Source organism: Parabacteroides sp. AF39-10AC, assembly GCF_003635405.1.
Lineage (GTDB): Bacteria > Bacteroidota > Bacteroidia > Bacteroidales > Tannerellaceae > Parabacteroides > Parabacteroides distasonis.
On the sequence record NZ_QTLP01000007.1, the window covers coordinates 161147 to 183338 of the forward strand.

The window sequence follows — 22192 nt, forward strand, 5'->3', positions numbered from 1 at the left end:
CCCGTATATATTAAAAGAAAACGAGTTATGGGAGTTGATTTGAATACGATATTGGCGATAATCGGCGCGATGGGCGGGGTTGAGGGGATAAAATGGGGCATCCGTGCGTGGGCGAACCGTAAGACGAACGCACGTATAGCGGATGCTCAAGCTGACGTGGAGGAGTTCAAGGCCCTGCGTGAGTATAACGAGTTCTTGCAAAAGCAGTTGTCTGAGAAGGAGGAACGGTTCGTTGAGCAGACCGGACGGCTCCGGCAGGTGCAGGACGAGCTTTTCACCTTGAAGGAGAGTTATTCGGACGTGAAGCTAGAACTGGCTTTAAAGAGGTGCGAGAAAAAGAAATGCGGCGATCGTGAGCCGCAGAACGGTTATTAATGAGGGAGGATAAGGAATGAGAAATAACAATTTACCTCGGGGATTACGTAACAACAACCCCGGGAACATCAGAAGGAATAGCGATGTCTTCCAAGGCGAGAAGACAAGCTCAGACAAAGAGTTCAAGCAATTTAAATCGATGGCATACGGGTATAGGGCGATCTTCAAGATCCTGTCTAACTATTACCGGAACTATAAGCTGGATACGATCCGCAAGATAATAGGAAGATGGGCGCCGGAAAACGAGAATAATACGAACGCTTACATTAAGGCCGTATCTGATTATGCCGGTATCCCTGCCGATGATCCGATCAACATCAACGATCGTGAGCAAATGATCCGGATTGTGGCCGGGATGAGCAAGGTGGAGAATGGGAGAGAGGCTGATATGTCGGATGTTATTGCGGGGTGGAATCTGTTATGAGAGCATGGCAGATTATATTAATATTAGTGTGCTTGGTAGCCAGTTTCACCGCTGGCTACCATATCCGTGGAAATGATGAAGGGACAAAAGTACGAACCGACACGGTGATTGTCGTAGATACTGTAAGGGACTCAATTCCTGTTCCGGTGAAAGAAATTGAGATAGAGGAAATCGAGATTCCATGTCCCGTGTTAGTAACGGTGGAAGGTGATACGATAAGGGATACCACATATATTCCTATCCCAATCAGCCAGAAGGAATACTTAACGGAGAACTATCATGCTTGGATAAGTGGGTATAACGCTGCCTTGGATAGCATAGAGGTGTTTCCTAAGACTGTTTACATAACGAAAAAGGTCCCGGTTCGTAGGTGGGGATTGGGTGTTATTGGTGGATATGGTATTGGGCGATCCGGCCTGTCTCCTTATATCGGGGTGGGGGTATATTATAAGATCTGGTGATTTGTATATACATAACCACACCTTGCATATTTAGAGAAATAGTGTTTTAGTTTTTTTAGTCACCTTGCCTGTGAAGGTGAGGTGTTTTATTTCTAACAATATTTTGTGGCGTTTAAATTTTGTTTGTACGAAATTTCAAAGTCTCCATTTTTTAGAGTCTTGTGTTTTTAGTATATTATGTTTTTTATTTCGCAATTGAAAAATAGTTTTATAATATGTGGATAAGATATTATAAAATGTGAAGTTTTTGTGCACAAGAGGAAATCTTCTGTTATCTCAAGAATGTTTATTTTTAAAAAATAATTCATATTGAATGATATTTTGTTTATTAGAGGGCTTAAAAAATATTATTAACATTTAATTTGATGGTATGAAAAAGTATTTAGGTGTAATTTCAATTGTTCTTTTTGCGTTATGTTTCTGTGATTCAGTTTTTGGTCAAGCAGGAAATTTTAGTTCTGTAAAGATCGGTAGCCTTTCATCCGGACCAGGGTCGGCCACACGTCTAACGATAGTTCCTTATAAACACACCAATAATTGGGAGATGAGGGTTCGTGATACAGCTTCTGATGCCTTTCTAGATATCTTTTATGGCGTAACACAACAGATGACTTTTAAATGGAATACAGGGATTGGTATAGGTACTAATAATCCACAGTATAAATTGGATGTAAATGGTACGATCCGAGCTAAAGAAATCAAGGTGGAGACGGGTTGGGCAGATTTTGTATTCGCTGATGATTATCAACTCCCTTCACTAGGGGATGTTGAGACCTGTATTAAAACACAGGGACATTTACCTGGTATCCCAACTGAGGCTGAGGTAAAGAAAAATGGGACAAATCTAGGGGAGATGAATGTGAAACTTCTACAAAAGATTGAAGAATTAACTCTTTACATGATTCAACAAAGTAAAGAAATTAACAGGTTGAGTAAAGAGATTGATTGTTTAAAAAATAAATAGGACAAGCAATGAAACATTACATTATATATAGGATACTTATACTTTTGTTAATTGAAGGTAATATTTTTTTTGCATTTTCTCAAAAGGATTTGGATTTTAGTGCAGATGACGGATATGATGATTGTATAAGTATTCAGTTAAAAACAAAATGTGGACAAACTATTTTTCCTCTCGGGACACGTGTCTGCATACAGGCTTTGGCGTATGTTAATATGACTCCAAGTGAAACTAAAGATAACTGTCATAATATATATGTATCTTCTCTTGGTAGATATTTGCCAAAATATGATGGTATATCAAAAGAAGAAATCCAGTTGAATACCACGAAATTTACTGAATACTATGAATCAACATCACTATATGATCATATTGTATCCGGAGCTTTTTATCCTTCAGCTGGAACTGAATATTCCTTCTTATTGAACACTTCAGGAAAAACTTATGTGTTTTATAGGGTTAAAGGAGGAGTGTTTGAACCTAGATATCCAGTTAATAATCAATCTAAATTAGTGGGAGTTGGTTCTAGTGTGAATTATGAAGAAAGTGGTCATTTAGAGCTTAAGGTTGTAGAATGCGATAATGATTTGAATATAACAAATAAAGATAATTATTATTTGGCATTTGAAGAAAATCGCTGGAATAGTCGTGGAGCAGGCAACATAACTTTATCCTCAATAGTATTTGAACCAGGAGATAAAAACGCAGTAGAGGCTTATAAGACTATTACATTAAGTCCTGGTATACATATAAAAAATGGGGCAATATTTCATGCGAAAGCATTACCTTATCCGACTGTAAAAGATTGTGATTGTACAGCTAAAGGATTGAGGGGTTCGACAAATTATGCAGATGCTAATTTTATTGGTATTGATGCTGATTTAGTGGAAATTACCTATTCTGATGCAACAAAAAATGTAATAGTAAATAGTAAATTCGATAATGATATTTTGAATGTATCAGTGTATGATATGTCTGGCAGAATGTTACAAAATAGTCCTTGTAGTAGTAATTCAATGTGCGAAATGAATGTTTCGATACTAACTAGTGGGGTTTATATTGTTCAAGTATATACGAGTAAAGGATTTGTTTCAAAGAAAATTACAATTAAATAGAATGTGGTTTTAGAATAAATGATAAGGATGTTTATGAATTCTTTTATAGACATCCTTTTCTCTCTTCCAAAATAATTCCCTACATTTGGGAAATCCTTAAAAGTAATCACTATGGCAAAAGATCCTACACCCTCACAGGTTGCGACCAATGTGTTGCAGGGAATTCCTTTCGGTTCTATTATCGGAGGCCCATTGAGAGCCTGTGCAGAGACCCAAGAGGAACAAGCGAAAGCCGCTACTGAGTTCATGAAAGAGGCTGGGCTTGATCTGGATAAAGATGCGAAAGAGAAAGAATAGTTTGAATCCTTAAATCAAATGATCATGAAAGCGGAGAGACAACACAAAGAGTGTGCTTCACGGGTATTGCAACCGTCGAAAGGAGGCGGTGGGCATATTGTTGATAATAGACCAGCAGAAATTACTCAACGAAAATTGATCAATGACGTTTCTTCTGATATTAATGACAAAAATATCGTACAATGTTTTAAAACAATACAATTAGTGATTGACCCAGAGCTAGTCGCTAAATTAAAGGAGAAGTCAATTATGTTTACTGAAGAATATCTAGAGTTCACCATTTCAGCTCCCGCAGGAATAACAACAGAAGCAGGTGTAGTATTTTTAGAAAAGGGGAACACAAAATCAGGCTATGAACATTTAAAGAAACACTTACATGATTTTCAAGATTATGGAATTGTAGAATCTAATTTTGCCGATTTACTTGAAGCGACTTTGTCTAAATCTCCTGATTCAACAGAGCCTGGTAATAAAGGAGGGGTAGTTGCTAAGTATTTTATGAGTCTTGGTAAGGGAAATTTTATGCTAAATATTGTTGTAGCGTCAAATGGATACATAATTACAGCTTTCCCTGGTGAATCAAATGCAAATGATTATTACCAAAAGCTTAGGCAAGATCCGGAAATATTTATTCGTTATGGTGGCTTAGCTGGCTATGAAGCAGGGCATTAATGAAAAATAACGATTGAAGGCTTGAACATTCTTTTCTTCAAAAATCACTCTCAATCACACAAGCTTCCATCCTCCCAACAGGAAAAGGCCATAGCAACCCTGCGATATCGGGGGCTGTAAAATAAACTGTGTCATGCGTTAATTCTCACTGAAACTCGTCGGTCGAGTGCTATATAGTTTAAGGTTAAAACGTCCATCATCTTTTAGAGGATATACTCGATGGACGTTTTTAGGTAATTGTCTATGTTTTATTTGATACTAAATATTTTTTGCATACTTTTGAGAGTACAAAATTCAAACTCAACAAAATATGGAAATCAGTATAGATAATGAATCTAAAAGATTTTTTAGATTCTTGCAAGAAGAAAATAATGACAATATTATTTTTTCAGGAATATATGGTATTGGAAAATCTTTCTTTATTAATGAATTTTTTAATAAAAAGCATACAGATAAATATATAACCTTATTTCTTACACCTGTGAATTACTCAGTTGCAAGTAATGAAGATATATTTGAATATATAAAGATAGATGTTTTATTTCAACTATTGGATAAAGTTTCTTGTGACTTAAAAAATGTTCAGATATCTAACTCCGTTGCAGCTTATTATTATATAAAAAATAATTTAAATACACTTATAGGAAATATATTATCCTCAATAGAAAAAGTATGTTTTAAAACTGATATTATTCCACAGCTTATAAAATTGAAAAAGAGTATTCAAGAATTTCAAAAGAAAGAATCTACACAAGAAGATAAAGATGTGGAGTCTTTTATACAAGATATAATACAACGACAAGGTTCTATCTATGAGAGAAATATTGTTACGCAAATAATTCAATCTTTAATTACTAATGCAAAAAAAGAGGAAAAGAAAGAGATCGTTTTAGTAATAGATGATTTAGATCGAATAGATCCAGAACATATTTTTAGAATACTTAATATTCTTTCTGTACATGATGATTTCTGTTGCACTAAGGAACATAAATTTAAAATAGATAAGACTATTCTTGTATGCGATGTTGAAAATATTAGGAGAATATTCCATGCTAAATATGGATCAGATGTAGATTTTTCTGGATATATTGATAAGTTTTATAGTAAGGAAGTTTTTCATTTTCATAATGAGGACGAAATACAAAAGTGTATCGCAGATCAAATTTTGAAGATAAAAAGTAAAACTAGTGATTTTCAGAGTGATAGGTATACATATAAAGGTTTAGAGTTTATATTGCAATATCTAATTAAATATGGATATGTAAATGTTCGTACTCTTGAAAGATTTATATTTGATTATAGTATGGAGGATAAAACCGTAAGATTTAATGATATGGTCTTGACTGTAGTTAATTCACCAGCATTGATTATATTTGAATTTCTAAAACGAGTTCTAGGTTCTTCGGAAGATTTGCTATCTACACTATTAAGTATTTCCTCTAATAAAATTTATGTAAATTGTAATCATGTAGATATTCTAGAACTATTTATAATATTGGCAGATCTACCTAATAATCTTTTAAGAGATGATAAACAGAAAAATAGTTATAAGGGTGTAAGCTATATGATAGGTGCGTATAAGAAAAATTTAATAGCGAATATAGATTACGGAACACTGAGTGATTGTAAAGTAGATTGTTTTGGTTTGTTATATGATGCATATCTAAATTATAAAAAACATTTTGTGTTGTAGTGTAATTGAAATTGTTTTATTATGAAATATTCTATGATTCTCTTATTCGCTACAAAAGAGGTAGAGGAGGAAATCTTAAACTGAGTATAAATGAAATATCGGGGATTGATATGGCCTAGCTATCAATCCCCGGCATTTAAAACAGCAACCTCCCTTCCTTCTTATCCATCACCGCATTGAAAACACTTTTATAGGTCTCATACAACTCCTTCCGGCTTTCCTGCCCCGGCCAATCGGCAAAAGATTCTCCTGCAAAAAATTTCCAAGCGAAGATCCGTTTGGCTTTTTCGGACAACCCTAACAGGTCGACCATATCCCGGATATCCTGCATCCGTTCCCGGATATACTCGGTACGGTCAATACTATCATCGGGCTCATCAATAATGTTCAGTCTTCGCCAATCCACATTCTCATCTACCGGGATAGGCTTGTATTTATGCCGGTAGGGAGACGTATCCGAGGTAACGTTCAGCTTTATCATTTGCAGGATATACCAGTCAAGTTCGGTATATTTACCTTGCTTGGCTTCCATAAGCCGGGAGAGGTGTTCCAGAGGCTTTTGAAGTAGCATACACATTACCTCGTTCAATACGTCAATAGCTTCACTACTCATTCCGGCAAGTGAGCAGTGATACTTAGCGTAATCCAGCCACCTGTCGTAACGTTTCTTAATATATTTATTCAATGCCTCACTTGCCATAGTTGTCTTTATTTGATATATTTGTTGCATGCTGTAATGGGGTGGCGCTGTGAGGCGCTGCCTTTTTATTTATTCTCTTTGTTAGTCTTTATCTCTCGCTATAAAAATGTTATCTTTAGCCTTCTTTTTTATTCTTAGCCCAATCGATAATGTATTCAATACCTGCGTTGAATCCTTTGCTGTAACCATCTTTATATTCATGATTTGATATTCCATGATAGTAAGCAGAGCCGAAGCACAAGGCGAAACCAATGGCTATCAATACCATTCCTGTTCCAAAGTATGGATAAGCTAGGGATATATGGAATGGCTTGAACTGAATCGATATTCCAGACGTGAGAATGAATATTAGCGAGATCATTCCGATTATTAACAATGATATTTTAAGCATCTGAACCTCCTTTGTTTACATTGTGCGACATATTCTTTAATCTTGTTTGACTTTTATAATCCTTACATCCATAAGCGGCGAGATTAATGGCGTGCGTACCTATTCCTTGTCCGGAGAAGCATGGATAACGGATACATCTTACGCATTTCTTTCGTGGATATTTATTAGCGTCCTCCCGTTCTTTCAAGCGGTTGATCCCTATGTATTCCTCTGCCATGATTATTCCTCCTCCTCGGTCTCGTCGAATATCCGGGCCATCATATCGACGATGTTTGTTTGTATATTGTCCTCCGCTCCAAGCACGGCGTTGCTTATATGCTTTTTCTCCTCGATGATCCTGTAGAGTTTCTGGTCGATGGTCTTGCGGCCAAGCAGGTAATAGCAATTCACGGAGTCCTTTTGGCCGATACGATGCGCCCGGCTCTCGGCTTGGTCGCAATCTGCGTATGTCCACGGTAGCTCGATAAAAGCGACATTGCTTGACGCTGTCAACGTGATACCCGCCGCAGCAGCCTTGATGGAGCAGATGATGACGTCCGTTTTGGGATTCCGTTGGAAAGCGTCTATGGCCGCTTGCTTTTGTTGCATATCTTGCCGTCCGGTGACACACACCGCCGAGGGAAACGCCTGTAGGAGCCGGTCTACGATCTCATGCAGGTTGCAGAAGAGGATGATCTTCTTTCCGTTCTCCCGAAAATCCTTCACGAAATCGATCACCTCTCTCAACTTACCCCGGGCCGTTATGTCCTTCAATATGCCGATTCGTACCATGACCTCGCCTTTCAGCGATTTTTGTACCTTCTCATCGTCGGCCTCCTTATATCGTCTCAGATAATCCACCAAGTCACGCTCGGCGTCTTGGTATTCCTTGCGGTTGGTGATCTCGCAGGTCACAATCTGCCGTACCTTGTCGGGTAATTGAGTCAGTACCTTGGATTTTTCCCTCCGGAAGAAACAATGCTTCCAGAGCATGAAATTGAGCTCTTTCAAGTTCGAGGCCCCGTGCGGCCCAGAGCAATAGCGGCTCGTGAAATATTTCCAGCCTCCGAGATCATTCATCCGGTCCATGATAGCGAGTTGGCATATAAGGTCGTTGGGCTTGTTTACGACAGGGGTACCGGTCAACAGGATGATCCACTCTTTCCCGGCGGTGATACCTTTGCAAAACTTGCTTTGTTGGGTAGCCGTTGATTTTACCTTATGGGATTCGTCAATGATCACGCTCTTGAACAACTTGATCGTATTATGGAACTCTACGTCTTTCAGCGTCCATTTCTCCGATTTGTTGATTCGGCGTACGAAATACTTCCGTAGGCTCTCGTAGTTCACGATGAACACATGATTCATGCCCGTTTGCCAGAAGAATGGCCATGAGGTCCGTACCGAATCGGTCAATACCATGGCTTTCTTGTCCGTGAACTTGTGCCATTCACGTTGCCAGTTGATCTTGACCGTATTGGGGCAGATTACGAGACAGGGGAAAGCATCAGCTTTGTTGATGGTAGCGATGCTCTCTAATGTCTTGCCGAGGCCCATGTCGTCCCCATTGATAAACCGTTTTAGTTGTAAGCCTCGTGCGATCCCTTGCAGTTGATAGGGGTAAGGTTGTATCTTTAGGCCATGATCCTCGTCCAACTCGGGCATGTCCGGTATTTGATAGGCTATGTCCTCGTCGGTCTTAGACTCGTTCCCTCCCCAGTTGACGGGTTCGAAGTGCCTCACGTAATAGGTGAGCTGGTCTAGTTCCGCCTTGCACTTATTGTTGGCCGGGATCATCCACGCTCCGGTAGACTTGTCCCACCAGCGGACGCTGACGGCTGTCTTTAGCTTGTCAACGACCTGCTGGCGGTACCTGTCAAACCTTACCGCGTAGCATTGTCCCTTTTCCGTGTTTTGTAAAGTGATTTGCATAACGGTTGTTTTTATTATTGGTTAGGCGAACTCGTCGAAGGCTTTCACCTCCTCGGCGATCTCCTTGATCTGCTCTTTTTTCTTCCGTCCCCGTTTCTTAGGCTTCTCTTCCTTCTCGCCCGTGATATCCGATTCCTCCGGGGTATCGAAATCGAAGGATTCTTGCTTGATGCCATATTTACCTTCGAACAGATAAGCGTCCACCTCGTAGCTACATCTACCGATGGCCTCTTTCAACTCGGCTCCGTAAAGGTACCCGTCGCCAGACTCGTCCTCGTATTTGGTGAATGGGACGGAGAGGTTAAGGATCTGCCCGCTCTTCAGGAGTTTTTGCGCTTGGATTGATACGCCGGCTGATTCATCATTACCGCCTTTGCTGTATCCGGTGACGATGATATTCTTTAGCTTCTCGTTCAAGTCATCGTCGGAGGGATTGGCGACATTGACCAATGTAGCCTCGTGCATCTCACAGATTTTCACTACGTGTGGCTTAAGTCGGTTCAACGCGTACAGTAGATCGGGGTGGATAAACTGCTCCGATTCCTTTAGGATGTTGTTCTTGTAGTTCGCTTCCACGAACTTTTCCGTATACTCCGCCGTGAGCTGGTTGTTCTTGATCTTCACTTTCTGGATCTCGTACACGGGTTGCTCTTTTACTAATTCTTCCATGCTCTTTTAAAATTTAGGATTGTTATAACTCTGAGGCGCTAAGGCCATTTCAGTTTTCGCCTTGCTAATTATCGTGCGACACCATTCCAATTGGTGGGTCGCAGTCCGGTTCAATCTATCACACCAGTCGACTAGGTATTGCTCATCCTTGCACAGGCTGTCGATGATAGCGTTTACGGCCTTTGAGGTCGCTCCGGCCCGTGAAGCGGTTTCCCGTAATGTGTCGAATACTTCCGATTTCTTTTTCACGTTCAGGTGATATTTTGCGTCCGCTAACAGCTTCCCGGTTCGGGCGATATAGACGGCAAGGTCGTTTCCACGTAGGACAGCTTCTTGTACGTCTTCGCTCATTGTGATATTCAGGAAGGCATCTATGGCGGCCAGTTCCTTGGATATCTTGTCTGTCGGTGTGATATTGAGATTCATGATTTTTATTTTAAGATATAATCGTTGCCACAGTTGCCGCAATGATATACGTTGAATGTATTTCCCGTATGCGTCTGTAATTTCTTTACGAGTACGGAAGCTCCGCATATAGGGCATTTCTTTGCCAGCCTGCACTTTAGCCAGTCGATTAGGATTAAAACTAGACTCTTCATACTATTAGCTTATTAGCATCCACCACCGGAAGGCTAGTTCCTCGTATTTCTCTTTCCCTTTCCGGTAGCTCGGATCGTTCCGTCTGATGAAAGCCTTGAACACTTTTTGGTTCTTCTTGGAGATACCATAGATGAAATCTTGACGGCTTCCGGCGATATCCATATACCAGGCACGGGAACGATCCCAATCAAAAAAATCAATCGCCTCGTCAAACTGTTTCTGGGAACTGGCGAAGGTAGTTTTCAAGTCTCCGCCGAATCCGAATGTGGGAAGCCACCAGTCCCATTTGCAACGAGTGTCGAGCGTATATTCAAAGTTGCCGTATTGGAAACGTTGCCCCTTGTTTACCATGAACCGTTGCGTCTCCGCTTTAGCAAGCACTTGCGCCAATAAGGGATCGTGTCGGGCTTCCATACGGAGTGACTTGATCATGGCTTGTGCCAGTTCCCAATCTTCCCCGGAATACAATACGTCATCTACCGTATGTTTGTCATATCTTACCCGTTCGGGTTCTGTCAGCATCGCATCCACCAGACTCCCGAACTTGAACGCCTTCTCCTTATCCCCGTATTGCGTACGGGGATAGAGGAGGTTCTTTAGTTCTGTCAGGTCTGAGTTGCTGACCTCAGACCGTAGGTAATACGTATCTTGCATCTTCTTCCTTGAGTTTTAAGTATTCAATGACTGCGAAGTCAAATTCAAAATCGTAAGTGTTATCCATCAGCCACCGGAACCATTTGCGGCCCTCTTCCGTATCGAGGATCTTTTTTAGGTTACTCGGTGTACGCCTGTATTTCCCGAAGTTTATCCATGAGGACAGATATAGCTTTCTCATATCACTTGGCCGTTATATCATCGACATATTTCACGAATGCGGATTGGATTCGCTCACCGTCCTTATTGGCTGTTTTCTCGCAATAGGAGATCATCTTCTTATGGATCTTCTCAAGATCCTCCATGCTCATATTGATACCCTCACGCATGAACCACATCTGGTATACCTGCATGAATCCTTGTGGATTGGTGACTTGGATCTTTTTCTTTATCTTCGCCTTGGTAGGGGTAGGAGACATACTGGCGGCACTGAAATCGAAGGCCGCCTGTACTTCCGCGGTGGCTTTCTCTGCCTCCGCCTTGGCTCTCGCTTCCTCTTCCTTGCGCTTGCGTTCCAGTTCGGCCTTTTGACGTTCTTCCGCCTCTTTCCGTTTGCGCTCCTCCTCCAGCCGTGCCGCCTCGATTGCGTTGGTCTTGCGAATTTCCTCTTGCTCCTCCAGTTGTTTCCGGAGGGATGGGAGGCGGTCGACCAAGGATTGTTTCAGTCCCTCGATCTCGAAAGCGTATCGATCGGAATATTCTTTTTTCTTTAGGATGGCTATCTCGTTCTTGATCGCTTTGCGGGTCTCACCGTCCATATAGAATGTCTGTTTGTTATCCACGACGTTTTTCACGAAATCCGTCCATGAGAAACCGGTGCTTGTTTGCGTGATCTGCCGGCATACGTCCCCATACGTGGCTAGGGAGGCACGATTGAAAATCCCGTTCAAGGCGTTGATATGCTTCTCGACGTAGGCGGCGTACGTGGTATCAAGCAAGACCGTTATGTCGGCCCGGTATTGGGCTTTCTCGTTCTCCGCCAACTGTTTTTGCCGGGCCTCTTCCTCACGGCGTTTTTGCTCTTCCAGCTTCTTGGCGGCGTATTTGTTACGCTCCATCTGTAGCAGATAAGGGATGGTTCCCTTGGATTTGGCGTCTATGGAACCCTCTAGTGTCGTGAAACGTTTGGATATGGCCGTTAGCATTTGGGTTAACGGCTTCCGGCGGTTGTTCATGTTCTCTACGGTCTTCTTTGACTTCGCAAGGTATTCTTGTACCGCAGTGTCGATCTCGTCCGTGCCGATACCTCCATTTCCCTCAATCGTGTCCAAGAGGGTTTTCCCTGCGTTCGTGCAAGCTGAGACCGACGCCTCATTGCGGGCGAGAATATCCGGGGCTGTCTGTAAGATGCTAATGACCTCGTTAGCCTTGAAAGGTAAATTGTTATTCTGTGTATCCATGTCGATAAAATTTTGAATGTTGATATTGAACTCTTAAAATCCGGCTTCTTCATCTTCTTGTGATATTTGGGCTGTTATACCAGATACGGGTATCGGTTCCGCTTGCGGTTGCTCTCCGAATCCTTGTAAAGGATTTTCCGATTGGGGCTGGAGGGCTTGCGGTTGCTGTCCGGCTTGATTGGGCTGGATAACGGTTGTTTCTTCCAGTCCGTAGTCGATCTCTTGCGGTTCCTCCTGTGTCTCGAATGAGGAGAACTGTCCCGTGCGTACCTTGGGATATCCGTCGAAAGCGTGCTTGATAAGCTTGCTTTCCAAGAATCCCGGATCAATACCTCCTTCGCTAGAGGTATAAAGGGCATTGGCCTTCCCTTCTTTCTGCCGGGTTTGCGGGTTCCATTTCTGGTTGTTCTTAAAGCTGTACACTTCCAATCGCTTGATATCGCCTTCCATCATCCAGTGCCAGTCCACGGTACCGTCGGAGCGTACGATACGTAAGAAACCACCTATCACCTTGTTGGACTTTCGGGGGCATGCCGCTTGGTAGGTCACGGTCTTTACGCCGTCGATCAACCCGGGGGAGAAGGTATCGCCCTCATAGCAAACCACGGGATTATCCACGTAACGGACTTGTCCGGCACGTTGCCGCATGACTAACTCGCCATATCCGGTGATGGAGAGATAAGCACGTAGTTCGTAGATATCGCTACCGTTGTTATCCTTATAGCCGGTCTTTGTGCTACGGGGAAGAATATAACAGTGCGGTCGTCCTGTCGGGTCAAGTGACAGGCCGTTGACCGCTATGTCCAAAAAGCATCCATAGAGGGATAACGGTGTGCATTTTTGCAGTTCCGGCTTGTCTTGTAAGATCTTCCGGAAGTTGAATTTCTCTTTCTCGTAGATTTGCGCTCCTTGGGCGGTACCCCAGATTGCGTTATACATTTGGATGAACTTTTGTTCTACCCTGTTATCTTCCGCTATCATGAGCGGGTCTAGCTGATTCAACTCAGCTACTTTGATCTGAATTAGATTCGACATGATGTTATGTTTTTAAATATTAGTTACCAATGTTTAGCTATCATGTAAGCCATTGCCGCACATCCGGACGTCGTGATGATATGCAGGAAATGTCCTAGGCAAATAGCCACGATTCCAAGTATGGCGAGCGTTCCGAAAAGGATGTAAAATCCCCACCTCACCGCTTGGGCGAGTTTCCAGTAATCTGTTTTCATACGTCAATGATTTATTAGCAATGCGGTTTACCGTCCGTGAAATAGCGAGTTGGATGGGTATCGTAAACTTCCTTTTGCAACGCCTTGCCAAGGTGCCTTGCTATGTTAATGATTCATTTAATAGTCGTATGGATTCAGGGCGCACTTATACAGGTTTTCCAGCCTGTACTCGATTTTGCCCGGTCGCTTGTAACGTTGTAGCCTACCTTCCGAGACCCATTTTTCCACGTTCTGCCTCCCGAAACGGAGGTGCGCTTCCTTTTGCCCGATAAATTCCCGGATACCCGCTTGCATCCTTGTGATTTGCCAAGCAAGGTATTCGATCTCGATCTTTCGTAAAGAAGGTATGCTTTGATAGGTGTTTTCGGTTGGCATGATTATTCGCCCTTAAATAGATTCTTTTCGTTCGCATATCGCATGAACTCCGCCATGGAGTGTATCGAGAGTTTCCGGAAAACGTTCTTCCGGTGGTTCTTTACGGTGTGGGACGAGATGAAAAGCGTTTCCGCGATCTCTTCGTCTTTCTTGCCATAGTAGCAAAGCTCCATCACCCGAAGCTGGCTGTCTGATAATGTACTGTTGAACTTCGGTTCACAGATTTTCTTAAACCCGTCACACTCTCCTCGTAGAGGGCAGCCGACAAACTCGAATTTGAAATTCCAGTTCTCATCCACGTCTATCATGTTATCGTACAGCCCGAAGTTGCATTTGATAAACCTGCGTACAGCCAAGAAATCCCGGTAGCATTTATTCCCGTCGTAGCGGGCGTAATACTTGCGGAGTGCCGCATAAGCCTCCGGATAGAACTCTTCCAAAATCTCAAGGAAACTTTGAATGAAATCCGTATCGGACTCTTTCAGTTGGCGTTCCGGCTGTCCCTGCTCTTTGATAGTTACTTCGCCGGAGGGGGTGGTATAGAATTCTATTGCGCGCATATCTTATCCTCCTTTGGGAATAACTCACTGGCAGGAATGCCAAGTTCTCTTTCTATCACTTCTTGGGCTAATGCGTCCGGTTGGTAGACTCCCGCTACCCAACATCTGACGGCCGATTCAGATCGTTTGGTAATGGTAGCTATCTTTTGGATGAAAGCCTTCTTGGGCGGCGTGTTGTCCATGGAGAAGTAGATCTCTCTGAACGAACGAGCGCCAGTCTCATGACCTTGTAGGTTTAATTTTTCCATTTTTGCCTCCTTACATTATTATATATGTTCTAATTTCTTTACCTTTGACAGTGTATTAATGATTACAGGTGCAAATATAAAACATGTTTGATTTATTTCAAATAAAAAATCAAACATTTTTGTATTCAGATCAAACTTTTTTTATCATGTTAGAGTTGCCTCCTATAAATCAAAGGATTAAAGATCTTGTAAATGAAGAAGCAAATGGCAATAAAACTGCTTTTGCTAAGATGCTGGGTTATTCTAGTTCTCAGAAAATCAATAGATTGTTTATTATTGATGAACGGAATAATAAATATCCTACCCCTTCTTCTACTATATTGTCTGATATATCAAACAGGTTTGATATTGATCCGAGCTGGTTGATGACAGGAGAAGGGAATAAAAAGAAAGTTGTAGAAGCTATACCTATAGATGTAAACTGTATTTTAAATGTGCCTCTTGTGAATCAATATGCTTATGCCGGTTATCTGTGTGGCTATGCGGATGCCGAATATATAGAAACTTTACCTACAATTCCTTTTATTGTTGATCATGAAGCTCATGGCCATTATATAGCTTTTGAAGTTAGAGGGGATAGTATGAACGATGGAACGGAAGAAAGTTATTTAGAAGGTGATCGTCTATTGTGTCGTGAGATTAAGCGTGAACTGTGGATTGATTCAAAATTGCATATTCGAAAATGGGATTTTGTCATTGTTCATAAAGAAGGCGTGCTTATAAAAAGGATAGTGGAACATAATGTAGAGAATGGAACTATAACTGTGCATTCTTTAAACCCGATATATCCAGATAAGGTAATTTCTTTAGCCGAAGTATACCAAATATTTAATGTTATTGAGTTCTTGAGGCCGAAAAGAAGGTAAGTTTAGTATAAGAATCAGTTTAAAACTAAGTATTGATATGGAAGAGTATATGTATATAGCAGCGATTGTCGGATGTGTTTTTGGCATTTTACAGATAATCCTTTTTATCAAGCTGTGGATAATGACAAACGATATTCGTAAGATTAAAAACAAATATCTTGGAGAAGATAATGGAAGTGCTAAATCTGAGGTTATGGATCAAGTAAAGGTAACAGACGATACTTCAATACGTTATGTAAGTATATTGTTTACAATAGCTTCATTACTGGGAGTTTATTATGTACCTATGTTGATTGGTATAGCGATAGTCGTGATTAATGTTATTCTATTGGTCTATGCCTTTACAAGGAAATAATTGAACTATAAATTGTAGACTATGAATGATCTTAAGAATATCGATGATGTCATATTTTGGCGAACAAAGAGTAATATTATACTTACTCAATATGCTATGAAAGATAGAAAAGTGGGACGTTTCGTAAGAGCTCGTTATTATAATAATATTAAATCTTTCACAAGTGATCCGACTGATAGGGATATTATAGAAGAACATCTAATTAGGGAAAAATGGTTGAAAAGATCTGATGATAATAAGCGATCTATATCGATTACAGAAGAAGGTCTCTGTATGCTTAGGACCGGATTTATTGAAACTGAGGTTAGAGCTATGTTAAATAACTATATTATGGTTACGTTTTCTATTGCGGCTTTTGTGATTTCTGTTAGCTTTTATTAGTAAAAATTGAATCATAGATATGAGGAATTGTTGGGTTTCAATATTAGCATTGGTGATATCTGTTATAGCGCTAATGTTGTCATATCGAGTTGCCCCTATTGATTTTAAGGATTATTGGGGGGTGGTATTAGGTACGCTTTCTTTATTGGTTACATTGCTTATTGGATGGCAAATATATGGGAGTTTAGAAATGGAAAAACAAATGAAAGATATACGAAAGCTTAATCTTTTATTAGTGAATAAGATGAATGAAATTGATTCTCAATCACTGAATTTGCGTGCCGCAGTGAATTTTGCTCAAGCAGCATCAATAATGAGTCAACAACCTATTACTGCTTATAAAAGTCTTTTGGTTTCTCTTTATTATGGGTTGAAAGCTGGAGATTCTGATAGAGTATGTTCTGCTTTAGGAACGATGGAGAATATTTGTAAAGCTTTAGATACAATCGATAAAGAGCGGATTCCCAAAGATATTAACGATTCATTAGATGTTTTTAATGAAAAAGGGGAAAATGTTGTATGTGAAGTGAAAAAGCACAGTGAATATTTGCTAATAAAAGATAGATATGAAAAAGTAGAGGCAGAGATGAAAAATGTTGTTGAAAGATTGAAAACGTGTACAAAATAAATTAGCTCTACATAACGATTCCTATTATAGGGAAGGTGAAATTGTTATTGACAAGTACTTTGAGTGGGGATTTCTAATAGAAAGAAGAGAACCAATAGATGAAAAGCCTTGGATAGTCTGTTATGAAATTACTCCAAAAGGATTAAAAGCTCTAAAATGGAGAAAAATAGAGTGTTTTTAACCCAGAGTGGTTATCGGAGAATAGGAAGTGGCTGATACCACTGTTATTGCAACATTAGCTTTGCTTGTATCTATTATGGCTTTGATTAGAACATTTTGATTTGTTTTTTCTCTATAAGGACATATATCCCATAAATGGATGAGATAGGCACATAGTACTATAATATTTGCAATTAGAATAATTTGCAGAAAACTCATATCATTTTTATCTAAAAATATAAACACATGGAAGATAAAGACAAAATAATAGTTTCACTCCGGAAACAGCTCAAAGATGCTATTAGCCGGTGTAATGCCTTGGAGCAGGAAAATGCTCTACTGTCATATCAACTAGAGAAGAGGGAGAAGGAATGTCCGGAATCACGTTAAGGATAGACAAAGGCAAGTCTCCCGTTTTTACCGAGATCATGAGTTTGCTTCAAGCTTTCCCCGGATTAAAGGAATGCAAGAGGCTTTATTCGGTAAGGCTAACGGAAGAGGATGTTTTCAGGTTCCGGAGTGAGCTGGAGCGGATCATGCAACTCTTGCCTCATTTGAGCGAAAAGGAGTGGTTCGAGATTCCGAGGTATGGGACGGACGAATGGGCTAACTGGATGATAGACCTGCATCAAAAAAGACGACTATAAATGTCGTTTTTACTATGTATTTACAGTATCTGTTGTAACAAATTGATAATCAAATTGTATTATCCGCACTCGAAATGCGGTGAGCGGGTAACCGCTCCCTGGGTTCGAATCCCAGTCTCTCCGCTGAACGTGCTGGACAGAAATGGTCAGCAAACGGACAAAAAGCTACAAATCAATGATTTGTGGCTTTTTTTATTGCCCGAAAGTCCTGCTTCCAAGACTTCAAAAGTACGGTAAAAGACAAAGTTTCGTTACTAAATCGTTACCTATTCCCCGCCGGACAAAAACGGTAACGATTTGTCCATAAATGACCTGATAATGACTTGATTAGTCCATAGTCTGCATAACTCGAAAACGAGAGGTAAAAATTAATTTTGCAACTAAAAAAAGTGAGTTATGAAATCGACATTCAAGGTTCTTTTTTATTTGAAGAAAGGTTCTGAAAAGAAAAACGGCGAGGTTATGATTATGGCACGCATCACCATAGACGGCAAACTTTGCCAGTTCAGTACGAAACAGAGCATCCAGCCCGACAACTGGAGCATTACTGCGGGCAAAGCCAAAGGCAGGGATGCCGGGAGGATAAACGCCCTTTTGGACGACATACGTTCTTCCCTGAATACCATTTACCACGAAATGCAGCGGCGTGACAATTACGTGACCGCCGAGAAAGTGAAAAACGAGTTCTTGGGACACAGCGAGAGCCACGAAACAATCCTTTCATTGTTCCAAAAGCACAATGACGATGTGAAGCAGCTTGTAGGCATATCCAAGACGATAGCGACCTACCGCAAGTATGAAGTGACCCGCCGCCACCTCGCTGAATTTATCCAAAGCAAGTACAACGTATCGGACATATCCATAAAGGAGATAAGCCCGATGTTCATTACCGATTTTGAGTTGTATTTGCGTACCGCCTGCAAGTGCGGCTACAACACCACCGCCAAGTTCATGCAGTTCTTCAAGCGTATCATCATCATCGCCCGTAACAACGGCATACTGGTGGGCGACCCTTTCGCCAGCTACAAAATCCGGCTGGAAAAAGTGGACAGGGGTTATCTGACAGAGGACGAGATTAAAATTATCCTTAAAAAGAAAATGGTTTCCGAACGGCTGGAACACGTCAGGGACTTGTTCGTCTTTTCCTGTTTCTGCGGTCTGGCATACAGCGATGTCGCCAATTTGCGGCAGGAGAATATCCAAAAGTCTTTTGACGGCAACCTTTGGATAATCACCAAGCGGGTAAAGACCAACACGGACGTGAATGTCCCCCTGCTGGATATTCCCAAGATGATTTTGAAGAAGTACAAGGGCAAGTTGCCGGACGGCAAGATACTTCCCGTAATCAGCAATCAGAAGCTAAACGCCTACTTGAAAGAGATTGCCGATATATGCGGTATTAAAAAGAACCTGACATTCCACGTGGCCCGGCACACGTTCGCCACGACCACCACGCTGTCAAAGGGCGTACCCATTGAAACGGTGTCCAAGATGCTGGGACACACAAACATAGAAACTACGCAAATCTACGCCCGCATCACCAACAGCAAGATAGGCAGCGATATGCAGGGGCTTGACAAGAAGTTTGTCGGCATTGAGAAGATTTACAAGGAAGTTGCCATGTAATCTTGATTATATGGAACTGGTCACAATTTGTGACCAGTCCTTACTATTATTCCAACATTGCTAAATCTCCTAAAATATACGATTATGGATTTGCAGATTATCCAAAACAAGATTTTTGAGGTCAGAAGTTGCCGGGTGATGCTCGATTATCATTTGGCAGAACTCTACCAAGTGGAAACACGAGCCTTGAAGCAGGCGGTCAAGCGCAATATCGAGCGTTTTCCGGGTGATTTTATGTTTGTACTCACCCAAGAGGAAGCTAACTTGCTGTTATCCACAGGGGTATCACAAAATGTGATACCCCCTGCTTACAACTTCGGCGTTGCTATGCCTATGGCTTTCACCGAGCAGGGCGTAGCCATGCTTTCTTCGGTTCTCCGCTCCAAAGTAGCCATAGAAGTAAACATTTCAATCATGCGGGCTTTTGTCCTCATGCGCCAAATGGCAATCGGTTACGAGGAACTGTCAAGGCGCATCGAGGAACTGGAGGTAAGCACCGATGCGCAGTTCAACGAACTGTACCAAGTCCTTACCCAGCTTTTGAGCCAGTCGAAACAACAGAAAGAACGCCGTCCGGTAGGTTTCGTTACCTATAACCGTGGCAAGAACGAATAGGTAACGATTTCGGTAACGAAATTCCACTTAATAACCTATATCCCAGCATTGTACATTCTTCCACCTTGCGGGCAGTCTACCGACTACCCGCATTTTTTATATCCTTTTCCAACTGGCACATTTCCCGAAACGCCAGCCGTGCGTGGCATGGCTGACTGTATTTCGTGAAAAGAGCCGTTGGAAACCCGCACAAGCGTATTGCAAGCAAGCTCACAACACCCTTGCCTTTCCCGCCCGCATGGAGTGTTCCCTAAAAGATGAAAGAGAACAGGCACTTTTCCCCAGTTTCCCTATTTGTAAATCTTCCTCTTACGCAGTCCCCCAGCCGGGACAGTCGTTTTAATCATTTCAATAGGCAAAGGTAGTTACGTGTTCTTCACGATTTTGCAAGGTCGAGCCGTTCCGGTTTGGCGAAAAAATCTTCCCTGCCTTGCGAGGTATTTTTTGCCCAAAACCTTGCAAACTCTAAACACTACCCTTTTACGCCTATGTGAAACGAAAACGACCGACCCGACCGGAAGACGCATAAAAAAAAAGTCGGATTTACGGGAAACAGGAAAAAAATTCAGTGAAACTTCAACTCCCTCACCTCTCAAATCCGCATAAAATTAAAAACTTAAAAAATTACAGCAATATGGAAGCAAAGGTATTATCGGAAGCAAAAGTTTATGTAGGCACTTATGCCAAGTACAACAACGGTTCATTGTCCGGCGCATGGCTCGACCTTTCGGACTATTCGGACAAGGAAGAATTTTATGAAGCCTGCCGGGAACTTCACAAGGACGAGGAAGATGCGGAATACATGTTTCAGGACTGGGAGAACGTGCCGGAGGGCTTAATCGGCGAAAGCTGGATTTCTGAAAACTTCTTCGCCCTGCGTGATGCGGTGGAGGATTTGAGCGACACCGAGCAGGAAGCCTTTTTCGTGTGGTGCAACTATAAAAGCCATGATTTGGGCGAGGAAGATGCGGACGACCTTGTACGTGATTTCCGGGACGAGTATCTGGGTCAATATGACGATGAAGAAGATTTCGCCTATGAAATTATCGAGGAATGCTACGACCTGCCGGAGTTCGCAAAGACCTATTTCGATTATGAAAAGTTCGCCCGTGACCTTTTTATGTGCGATTACTGGTTTGATGACGGTTTTGTGTTCCGTGCGGCATAACAACCAATCCGGGCGGGGTGTCAAAGCCCTGCCCGTTAAAAACGACCAAGCGATGAAACGGAAAAGCATTTATAAAATCCTTTGGCGGGTGTTGCTGCTCTGCCTTGCATGGCGGTTTACCAGCGTAGCCGGAGCAGGCACGGCGATAACGGCGTATATCGTGTTTTGTGCCGCCCGTTTCCTGCTCCGGGTCTGCCTTTCAGCCCTTTATGCGCTGGGCGTGGCTCTGCTTTTCCTGCTGTTGCTTTCTTTACTGATATTATAACCATTAAAAAAAATAGAACATCATGCAGTCACTTAACAAAAACGGGGTAAGCATTACCCAAACACCGGGAGAAGAAAAGTTCGTGAAATGCTGTTTAGGGGCTTTCAGGGGACAAATTTATTATCAATATGACTACCGCCACACGGACGGCGAACTTTTCAGCACGGTAGCCAAAACGCTGGACGAGTGCCGCCGCAGGCGTGACGAATGGATAGCGAAGAAGAACGGAGTAATAAACAAGTAAATTTTAGGGACATGAAAACAACAGAAGTAAACAAGGAGCTTATCGGCAGGCGTTGCGAGTGCATTTTTACGGGCTTAATGGTAACGGGCGTTATCGAGGACACAGAAGAAAACGAACACACCATAGAGGTAAAAGTCCGTTTCGACCACCCGCACCAGTGGGGCGATGATTTGTATAATGATGTGTGGGCGTGGGGGCGCAAAATAGACGAGTTCGGCACGCTGCACCATTTGCAACTGTTGGAGGATAAACCGGACTTTCAGATAATGACGGTAGTTTTCGGCGAACCAATCAGCCGGATAGACCGCAGTGTTTTTGAAGATGTTGCAACGTGGGGTGTCTGTTCCCTGCAAGGCTGGGTAAACAGCTATGAAAGTGTCCGGTTTGTAGCTATAGACGACCATACGGCAATCATCACGGGCGAATATAACATGGAGCAGGTAAAGGTGTGGTTAGAGAAATACACGTCCATAAAGAGCCTTAAAACCAGTTGATAGAAAACG

Annotated in this window: 34 protein-coding genes; 19 read left to right on the plus strand and 15 right to left on the minus strand. The window is 41.8% G+C overall.

Going from position 1 to position 22192, the window contains the following annotated elements; all coding sequences use genetic code 11:
- The first annotated feature begins 27 nt into the window (after positions 1-27).
- From DW033_RS08745 to DW033_RS08780, 8 genes are all read left to right on the plus strand, one after another.
- Complete coding sequence (locus DW033_RS08745; RefSeq protein ID WP_122369125.1) at positions 28-375, plus strand: hypothetical protein; 348 nt, start codon at positions 28-30, stop codon at positions 373-375.
- Between the two features lie 16 nt (positions 376-391).
- Positions 392-799: a structural protein P5 gene (locus DW033_RS08750; protein WP_122382666.1), complete on the plus strand. Its 408-nt coding sequence runs from the start codon at positions 392-394 to the stop codon at positions 797-799.
- On the plus strand, positions 796-1260 hold the full coding sequence (locus DW033_RS08755; protein WP_122382667.1) for a DUF6808 domain-containing protein: 465 nt from the start codon (positions 796-798) through the stop codon (positions 1258-1260). Before DW033_RS08750 ends, DW033_RS08755 begins: the two co-directional genes overlap by 4 nt.
- Positions 1261-1630: 370 nt before the next feature.
- On the plus strand, positions 1631-2224 hold the full coding sequence (locus DW033_RS24640; protein WP_199712368.1) for a hypothetical protein: 594 nt from the start codon (positions 1631-1633) through the stop codon (positions 2222-2224).
- Between the two features lie 8 nt (positions 2225-2232).
- Positions 2233-3336 carry a T9SS type A sorting domain-containing protein gene (locus DW033_RS08765; RefSeq protein ID WP_122382668.1) on the plus strand — a complete coding sequence of 368 codons (1104 nt, stop codon included), beginning with the start codon at positions 2233-2235 and terminating at the stop codon, positions 3334-3336.
- 111 nt (positions 3337-3447) lie between these two features.
- Entirely contained in the window at positions 3448-3633 is a 186-nt protein-coding gene (locus tag DW033_RS08770) for a DUF2589 domain-containing protein (protein ID WP_122379129.1), read from the plus strand.
- A gap of 24 nt (positions 3634-3657) precedes the next feature.
- Positions 3658-4305: a hypothetical protein gene (locus DW033_RS08775; RefSeq protein WP_147423675.1), complete on the plus strand. Its 648-nt coding sequence runs from the start codon at positions 3658-3660 to the stop codon at positions 4303-4305.
- A 310-nt stretch (positions 4306-4615) separates the two neighbouring features.
- The gene (locus DW033_RS08780) at positions 4616-5998 is read left to right on the plus strand and encodes a P-loop NTPase fold protein (RefSeq protein ID WP_122382670.1); all 1383 of its coding nucleotides are present in this window, start codon (positions 4616-4618) and stop codon (positions 5996-5998) included.
- A gap of 136 nt (positions 5999-6134) precedes the next feature.
- Here DW033_RS08780 and DW033_RS24645 read toward each other — a convergent pair whose 3' ends face one another.
- From DW033_RS24645 to DW033_RS08845, 15 genes are all read right to left on the minus strand, one after another.
- Positions 6135-6698 (minus strand): hypothetical protein, encoded by a 564-nt coding sequence (locus DW033_RS24645; protein WP_199712369.1) that lies wholly within the window; start codon positions 6696-6698, stop codon positions 6135-6137.
- A 115-nt stretch (positions 6699-6813) separates the two neighbouring features.
- The gene (locus DW033_RS08790; protein WP_008780386.1) at positions 6814-7089 is read right to left on the minus strand and encodes a hypothetical protein; all 276 of its coding nucleotides are present in this window, start codon (positions 7087-7089) and stop codon (positions 6814-6816) included.
- On the minus strand, positions 7082-7306 hold the full coding sequence (locus DW033_RS08795) for a hypothetical protein (RefSeq protein ID WP_122379123.1): 225 nt from the start codon (positions 7304-7306) through the stop codon (positions 7082-7084). Before DW033_RS08795 ends, DW033_RS08790 begins: the two co-directional genes overlap by 8 nt.
- A gap of 2 nt (positions 7307-7308) precedes the next feature.
- Positions 7309-9000: a DEAD/DEAH box helicase gene (locus DW033_RS08800; RefSeq protein ID WP_122246691.1), complete on the minus strand. Its 1692-nt coding sequence runs from the start codon at positions 8998-9000 to the stop codon at positions 7309-7311.
- 21 nt (positions 9001-9021) lie between these two features.
- A complete protein-coding gene (locus tag DW033_RS08805) occupies positions 9022-9669 on the minus strand; it encodes a hypothetical protein (protein ID WP_008780389.1) in 648 nt (215 codons plus the stop codon).
- A gap of 6 nt (positions 9670-9675) precedes the next feature.
- Entirely contained in the window at positions 9676-10095 is a 420-nt protein-coding gene (locus DW033_RS08810; RefSeq protein ID WP_122369180.1) for a hypothetical protein, read from the minus strand.
- Between the two features lie 5 nt (positions 10096-10100).
- The gene (locus DW033_RS24495) at positions 10101-10268 is read right to left on the minus strand and encodes a hypothetical protein (RefSeq protein WP_154395621.1); all 168 of its coding nucleotides are present in this window, start codon (positions 10266-10268) and stop codon (positions 10101-10103) included.
- 4 nt (positions 10269-10272) lie between these two features.
- Positions 10273-10923 (minus strand): PD-(D/E)XK nuclease-like domain-containing protein, encoded by a 651-nt coding sequence (locus DW033_RS08815; RefSeq protein ID WP_122369121.1) that lies wholly within the window; start codon positions 10921-10923, stop codon positions 10273-10275.
- Positions 10895-11104: a hypothetical protein gene (locus DW033_RS08820; RefSeq protein WP_057328718.1), complete on the minus strand. Its 210-nt coding sequence runs from the start codon at positions 11102-11104 to the stop codon at positions 10895-10897. Before DW033_RS08820 ends, DW033_RS08815 begins: the two co-directional genes overlap by 29 nt.
- Position 11105: 1 nt before the next feature.
- Positions 11106-12323, minus strand: coding sequence for a hypothetical protein (locus tag DW033_RS08825; protein WP_057316520.1), 1218 nt, complete (start codon positions 12321-12323; stop codon positions 11106-11108).
- A 33-nt stretch (positions 12324-12356) separates the two neighbouring features.
- Positions 12357-13358 carry a recombinase RecT gene (locus tag DW033_RS08830; protein ID WP_034527440.1) on the minus strand — a complete coding sequence of 334 codons (1002 nt, stop codon included), beginning with the start codon at positions 13356-13358 and terminating at the stop codon, positions 12357-12359.
- 23 nt (positions 13359-13381) lie between these two features.
- A complete protein-coding gene (locus tag DW033_RS24500; protein ID WP_008780394.1) occupies positions 13382-13552 on the minus strand; it encodes a hypothetical protein in 171 nt (56 codons plus the stop codon).
- A 117-nt stretch (positions 13553-13669) separates the two neighbouring features.
- Positions 13670-13927, minus strand: coding sequence for a hypothetical protein (locus DW033_RS08835; RefSeq protein WP_008780395.1), 258 nt, complete (start codon positions 13925-13927; stop codon positions 13670-13672).
- Positions 13928-13929: 2 nt separating this feature from the next.
- Positions 13930-14487 carry a helix-turn-helix transcriptional regulator gene (locus DW033_RS08840; protein ID WP_057316516.1) on the minus strand — a complete coding sequence of 186 codons (558 nt, stop codon included), beginning with the start codon at positions 14485-14487 and terminating at the stop codon, positions 13930-13932.
- Positions 14475-14735, minus strand: a complete 261-nt coding sequence (locus DW033_RS08845) for a hypothetical protein (RefSeq protein ID WP_122382671.1) — start codon at positions 14733-14735, stop codon at positions 14475-14477. Before DW033_RS08845 ends, DW033_RS08840 begins: the two co-directional genes overlap by 13 nt.
- An 83-nt stretch (positions 14736-14818) precedes the next feature.
- On the opposite strand from DW033_RS08845, the gene DW033_RS08850 reads away from it, so the two are divergent.
- From DW033_RS08850 to DW033_RS08910, 11 genes are all read left to right on the plus strand, one after another.
- Positions 14819-15601 carry a S24 family peptidase gene (locus tag DW033_RS08850; RefSeq protein ID WP_233554165.1) on the plus strand — a complete coding sequence of 261 codons (783 nt, stop codon included), beginning with the start codon at positions 14819-14821 and terminating at the stop codon, positions 15599-15601.
- Between the two features lie 37 nt (positions 15602-15638).
- On the plus strand, positions 15639-15956 hold the full coding sequence (locus tag DW033_RS08855) for a hypothetical protein (protein ID WP_122382672.1): 318 nt from the start codon (positions 15639-15641) through the stop codon (positions 15954-15956).
- A gap of 21 nt (positions 15957-15977) precedes the next feature.
- Entirely contained in the window at positions 15978-16337 is a 360-nt protein-coding gene (locus DW033_RS08860) for a hypothetical protein (protein ID WP_122382673.1), read from the plus strand.
- Positions 16338-16356: 19 nt separating this feature from the next.
- Positions 16357-16965, plus strand: a complete 609-nt coding sequence (locus DW033_RS08865) for a hypothetical protein (RefSeq protein WP_122382674.1) — start codon at positions 16357-16359, stop codon at positions 16963-16965.
- Between the two features lie 530 nt (positions 16966-17495).
- Positions 17496-17771 carry a hypothetical protein gene (locus DW033_RS08870; protein WP_122382675.1) on the plus strand — a complete coding sequence of 92 codons (276 nt, stop codon included), beginning with the start codon at positions 17496-17498 and terminating at the stop codon, positions 17769-17771.
- A gap of 396 nt (positions 17772-18167) precedes the next feature.
- Positions 18168-19397 (plus strand): site-specific integrase, encoded by a 1230-nt coding sequence (locus tag DW033_RS08875; protein WP_122382676.1) that lies wholly within the window; start codon positions 18168-18170, stop codon positions 19395-19397.
- A gap of 84 nt (positions 19398-19481) precedes the next feature.
- Complete coding sequence (locus tag DW033_RS08880) at positions 19482-20012, plus strand: ORF6N domain-containing protein (RefSeq protein ID WP_007478213.1); 531 nt, start codon at positions 19482-19484, stop codon at positions 20010-20012.
- Between the two features lie 634 nt (positions 20013-20646).
- The gene (locus DW033_RS08895) at positions 20647-21180 is read left to right on the plus strand and encodes an antirestriction protein ArdA (protein WP_007754113.1); all 534 of its coding nucleotides are present in this window, start codon (positions 20647-20649) and stop codon (positions 21178-21180) included.
- A 52-nt stretch (positions 21181-21232) separates the two neighbouring features.
- Positions 21233-21445, plus strand: coding sequence for a hypothetical protein (locus DW033_RS08900; RefSeq protein WP_007754115.1), 213 nt, complete (start codon positions 21233-21235; stop codon positions 21443-21445).
- Positions 21446-21467: 22 nt separating this feature from the next.
- Entirely contained in the window at positions 21468-21689 is a 222-nt protein-coding gene (locus DW033_RS08905) for a DUF3873 domain-containing protein (protein WP_007754116.1), read from the plus strand.
- Positions 21690-21700: 11 nt separating this feature from the next.
- Positions 21701-22183, plus strand: a complete 483-nt coding sequence (locus DW033_RS08910; RefSeq protein ID WP_028728958.1) for a hypothetical protein — start codon at positions 21701-21703, stop codon at positions 22181-22183.
- Positions 22184-22192: the final 9 nt, after the last annotated feature.

Coding starts and splice junctions, on each gene's coding strand:
- DW033_RS24640 (WP_199712368.1), top strand. CDS start 1,631: ATGAAAAAGTATTTAGGTGTAATTTCAATTGTTCTTTTTGCGTTATGT.
- DW033_RS08900 (WP_007754115.1), top strand. CDS start 21,233: ATGAAACGGAAAAGCATTTATAAAATCCTTTGGCGGGTGTTGCTGCTC.
- DW033_RS08815 (WP_122369121.1), bottom strand. CDS start 10,923: ATGCAAGATACGTATTACCTACGGTCTGAGGTCAGCAACTCAGACCTG.
- DW033_RS08895 (WP_007754113.1), top strand. CDS start 20,647: ATGGAAGCAAAGGTATTATCGGAAGCAAAAGTTTATGTAGGCACTTAT.
- DW033_RS08755 (WP_122382667.1), top strand. CDS start 796: ATGAGAGCATGGCAGATTATATTAATATTAGTGTGCTTGGTAGCCAGT.
- DW033_RS08855 (WP_122382672.1), top strand. CDS start 15,639: ATGGAAGAGTATATGTATATAGCAGCGATTGTCGGATGTGTTTTTGGC.
- DW033_RS08830 (WP_034527440.1), bottom strand. CDS start 13,358: ATGTCGAATCTAATTCAGATCAAAGTAGCTGAGTTGAATCAGCTAGAC.
- DW033_RS08910 (WP_028728958.1), top strand. CDS start 21,701: ATGAAAACAACAGAAGTAAACAAGGAGCTTATCGGCAGGCGTTGCGAG.
- DW033_RS08765 (WP_122382668.1), top strand. CDS start 2,233: ATGAAACATTACATTATATATAGGATACTTATACTTTTGTTAATTGAA.
- DW033_RS08880 (WP_007478213.1), top strand. CDS start 19,482: ATGGATTTGCAGATTATCCAAAACAAGATTTTTGAGGTCAGAAGTTGC.
- DW033_RS08805 (WP_008780389.1), bottom strand. CDS start 9,669: ATGGAAGAATTAGTAAAAGAGCAACCCGTGTACGAGATCCAGAAAGTG.
- DW033_RS08875 (WP_122382676.1), top strand. CDS start 18,168: ATGAAATCGACATTCAAGGTTCTTTTTTATTTGAAGAAAGGTTCTGAA.
- DW033_RS24495 (WP_154395621.1), bottom strand. CDS start 10,268: ATGAAGAGTCTAGTTTTAATCCTAATCGACTGGCTAAAGTGCAGGCTG.
- DW033_RS08745 (WP_122369125.1), top strand. CDS start 28: ATGGGAGTTGATTTGAATACGATATTGGCGATAATCGGCGCGATGGGC.
- DW033_RS08770 (WP_122379129.1), top strand. CDS start 3,448: ATGGCAAAAGATCCTACACCCTCACAGGTTGCGACCAATGTGTTGCAG.
- DW033_RS08800 (WP_122246691.1), bottom strand. CDS start 9,000: ATGCAAATCACTTTACAAAACACGGAAAAGGGACAATGCTACGCGGTA.
- DW033_RS08905 (WP_007754116.1), top strand. CDS start 21,468: ATGCAGTCACTTAACAAAAACGGGGTAAGCATTACCCAAACACCGGGA.
- DW033_RS08750 (WP_122382666.1), top strand. CDS start 392: ATGAGAAATAACAATTTACCTCGGGGATTACGTAACAACAACCCCGGG.
- DW033_RS08870 (WP_122382675.1), top strand. CDS start 17,496: ATGTCCGGAATCACGTTAAGGATAGACAAAGGCAAGTCTCCCGTTTTT.
- DW033_RS08860 (WP_122382673.1), top strand. CDS start 15,978: ATGAATGATCTTAAGAATATCGATGATGTCATATTTTGGCGAACAAAG.
- DW033_RS08810 (WP_122369180.1), bottom strand. CDS start 10,095: ATGAATCTCAATATCACACCGACAGACAAGATATCCAAGGAACTGGCC.
- DW033_RS24645 (WP_199712369.1), bottom strand. CDS start 6,698: ATGGCAAGTGAGGCATTGAATAAATATATTAAGAAACGTTACGACAGG.
- DW033_RS08790 (WP_008780386.1), bottom strand. CDS start 7,089: ATGCTTAAAATATCATTGTTAATAATCGGAATGATCTCGCTAATATTC.
- DW033_RS08840 (WP_057316516.1), bottom strand. CDS start 14,487: ATGCGCGCAATAGAATTCTATACCACCCCCTCCGGCGAAGTAACTATC.
- DW033_RS24500 (WP_008780394.1), bottom strand. CDS start 13,552: ATGAAAACAGATTACTGGAAACTCGCCCAAGCGGTGAGGTGGGGATTT.
- DW033_RS08820 (WP_057328718.1), bottom strand. CDS start 11,104: ATGAGAAAGCTATATCTGTCCTCATGGATAAACTTCGGGAAATACAGG.
- DW033_RS08795 (WP_122379123.1), bottom strand. CDS start 7,306: ATGGCAGAGGAATACATAGGGATCAACCGCTTGAAAGAACGGGAGGAC.
- DW033_RS08780 (WP_122382670.1), top strand. CDS start 4,616: ATGGAAATCAGTATAGATAATGAATCTAAAAGATTTTTTAGATTCTTG.
- DW033_RS08835 (WP_008780395.1), bottom strand. CDS start 13,927: ATGCCAACCGAAAACACCTATCAAAGCATACCTTCTTTACGAAAGATC.
- DW033_RS08865 (WP_122382674.1), top strand. CDS start 16,357: ATGAGGAATTGTTGGGTTTCAATATTAGCATTGGTGATATCTGTTATA.
- DW033_RS08845 (WP_122382671.1), bottom strand. CDS start 14,735: ATGGAAAAATTAAACCTACAAGGTCATGAGACTGGCGCTCGTTCGTTC.
- DW033_RS08825 (WP_057316520.1), bottom strand. CDS start 12,323: ATGGATACACAGAATAACAATTTACCTTTCAAGGCTAACGAGGTCATT.
- DW033_RS08775 (WP_147423675.1), top strand. CDS start 3,658: ATGAAAGCGGAGAGACAACACAAAGAGTGTGCTTCACGGGTATTGCAA.
- DW033_RS08850 (WP_233554165.1), top strand. CDS start 14,819: ATGTTTGATTTATTTCAAATAAAAAATCAAACATTTTTGTATTCAGAT.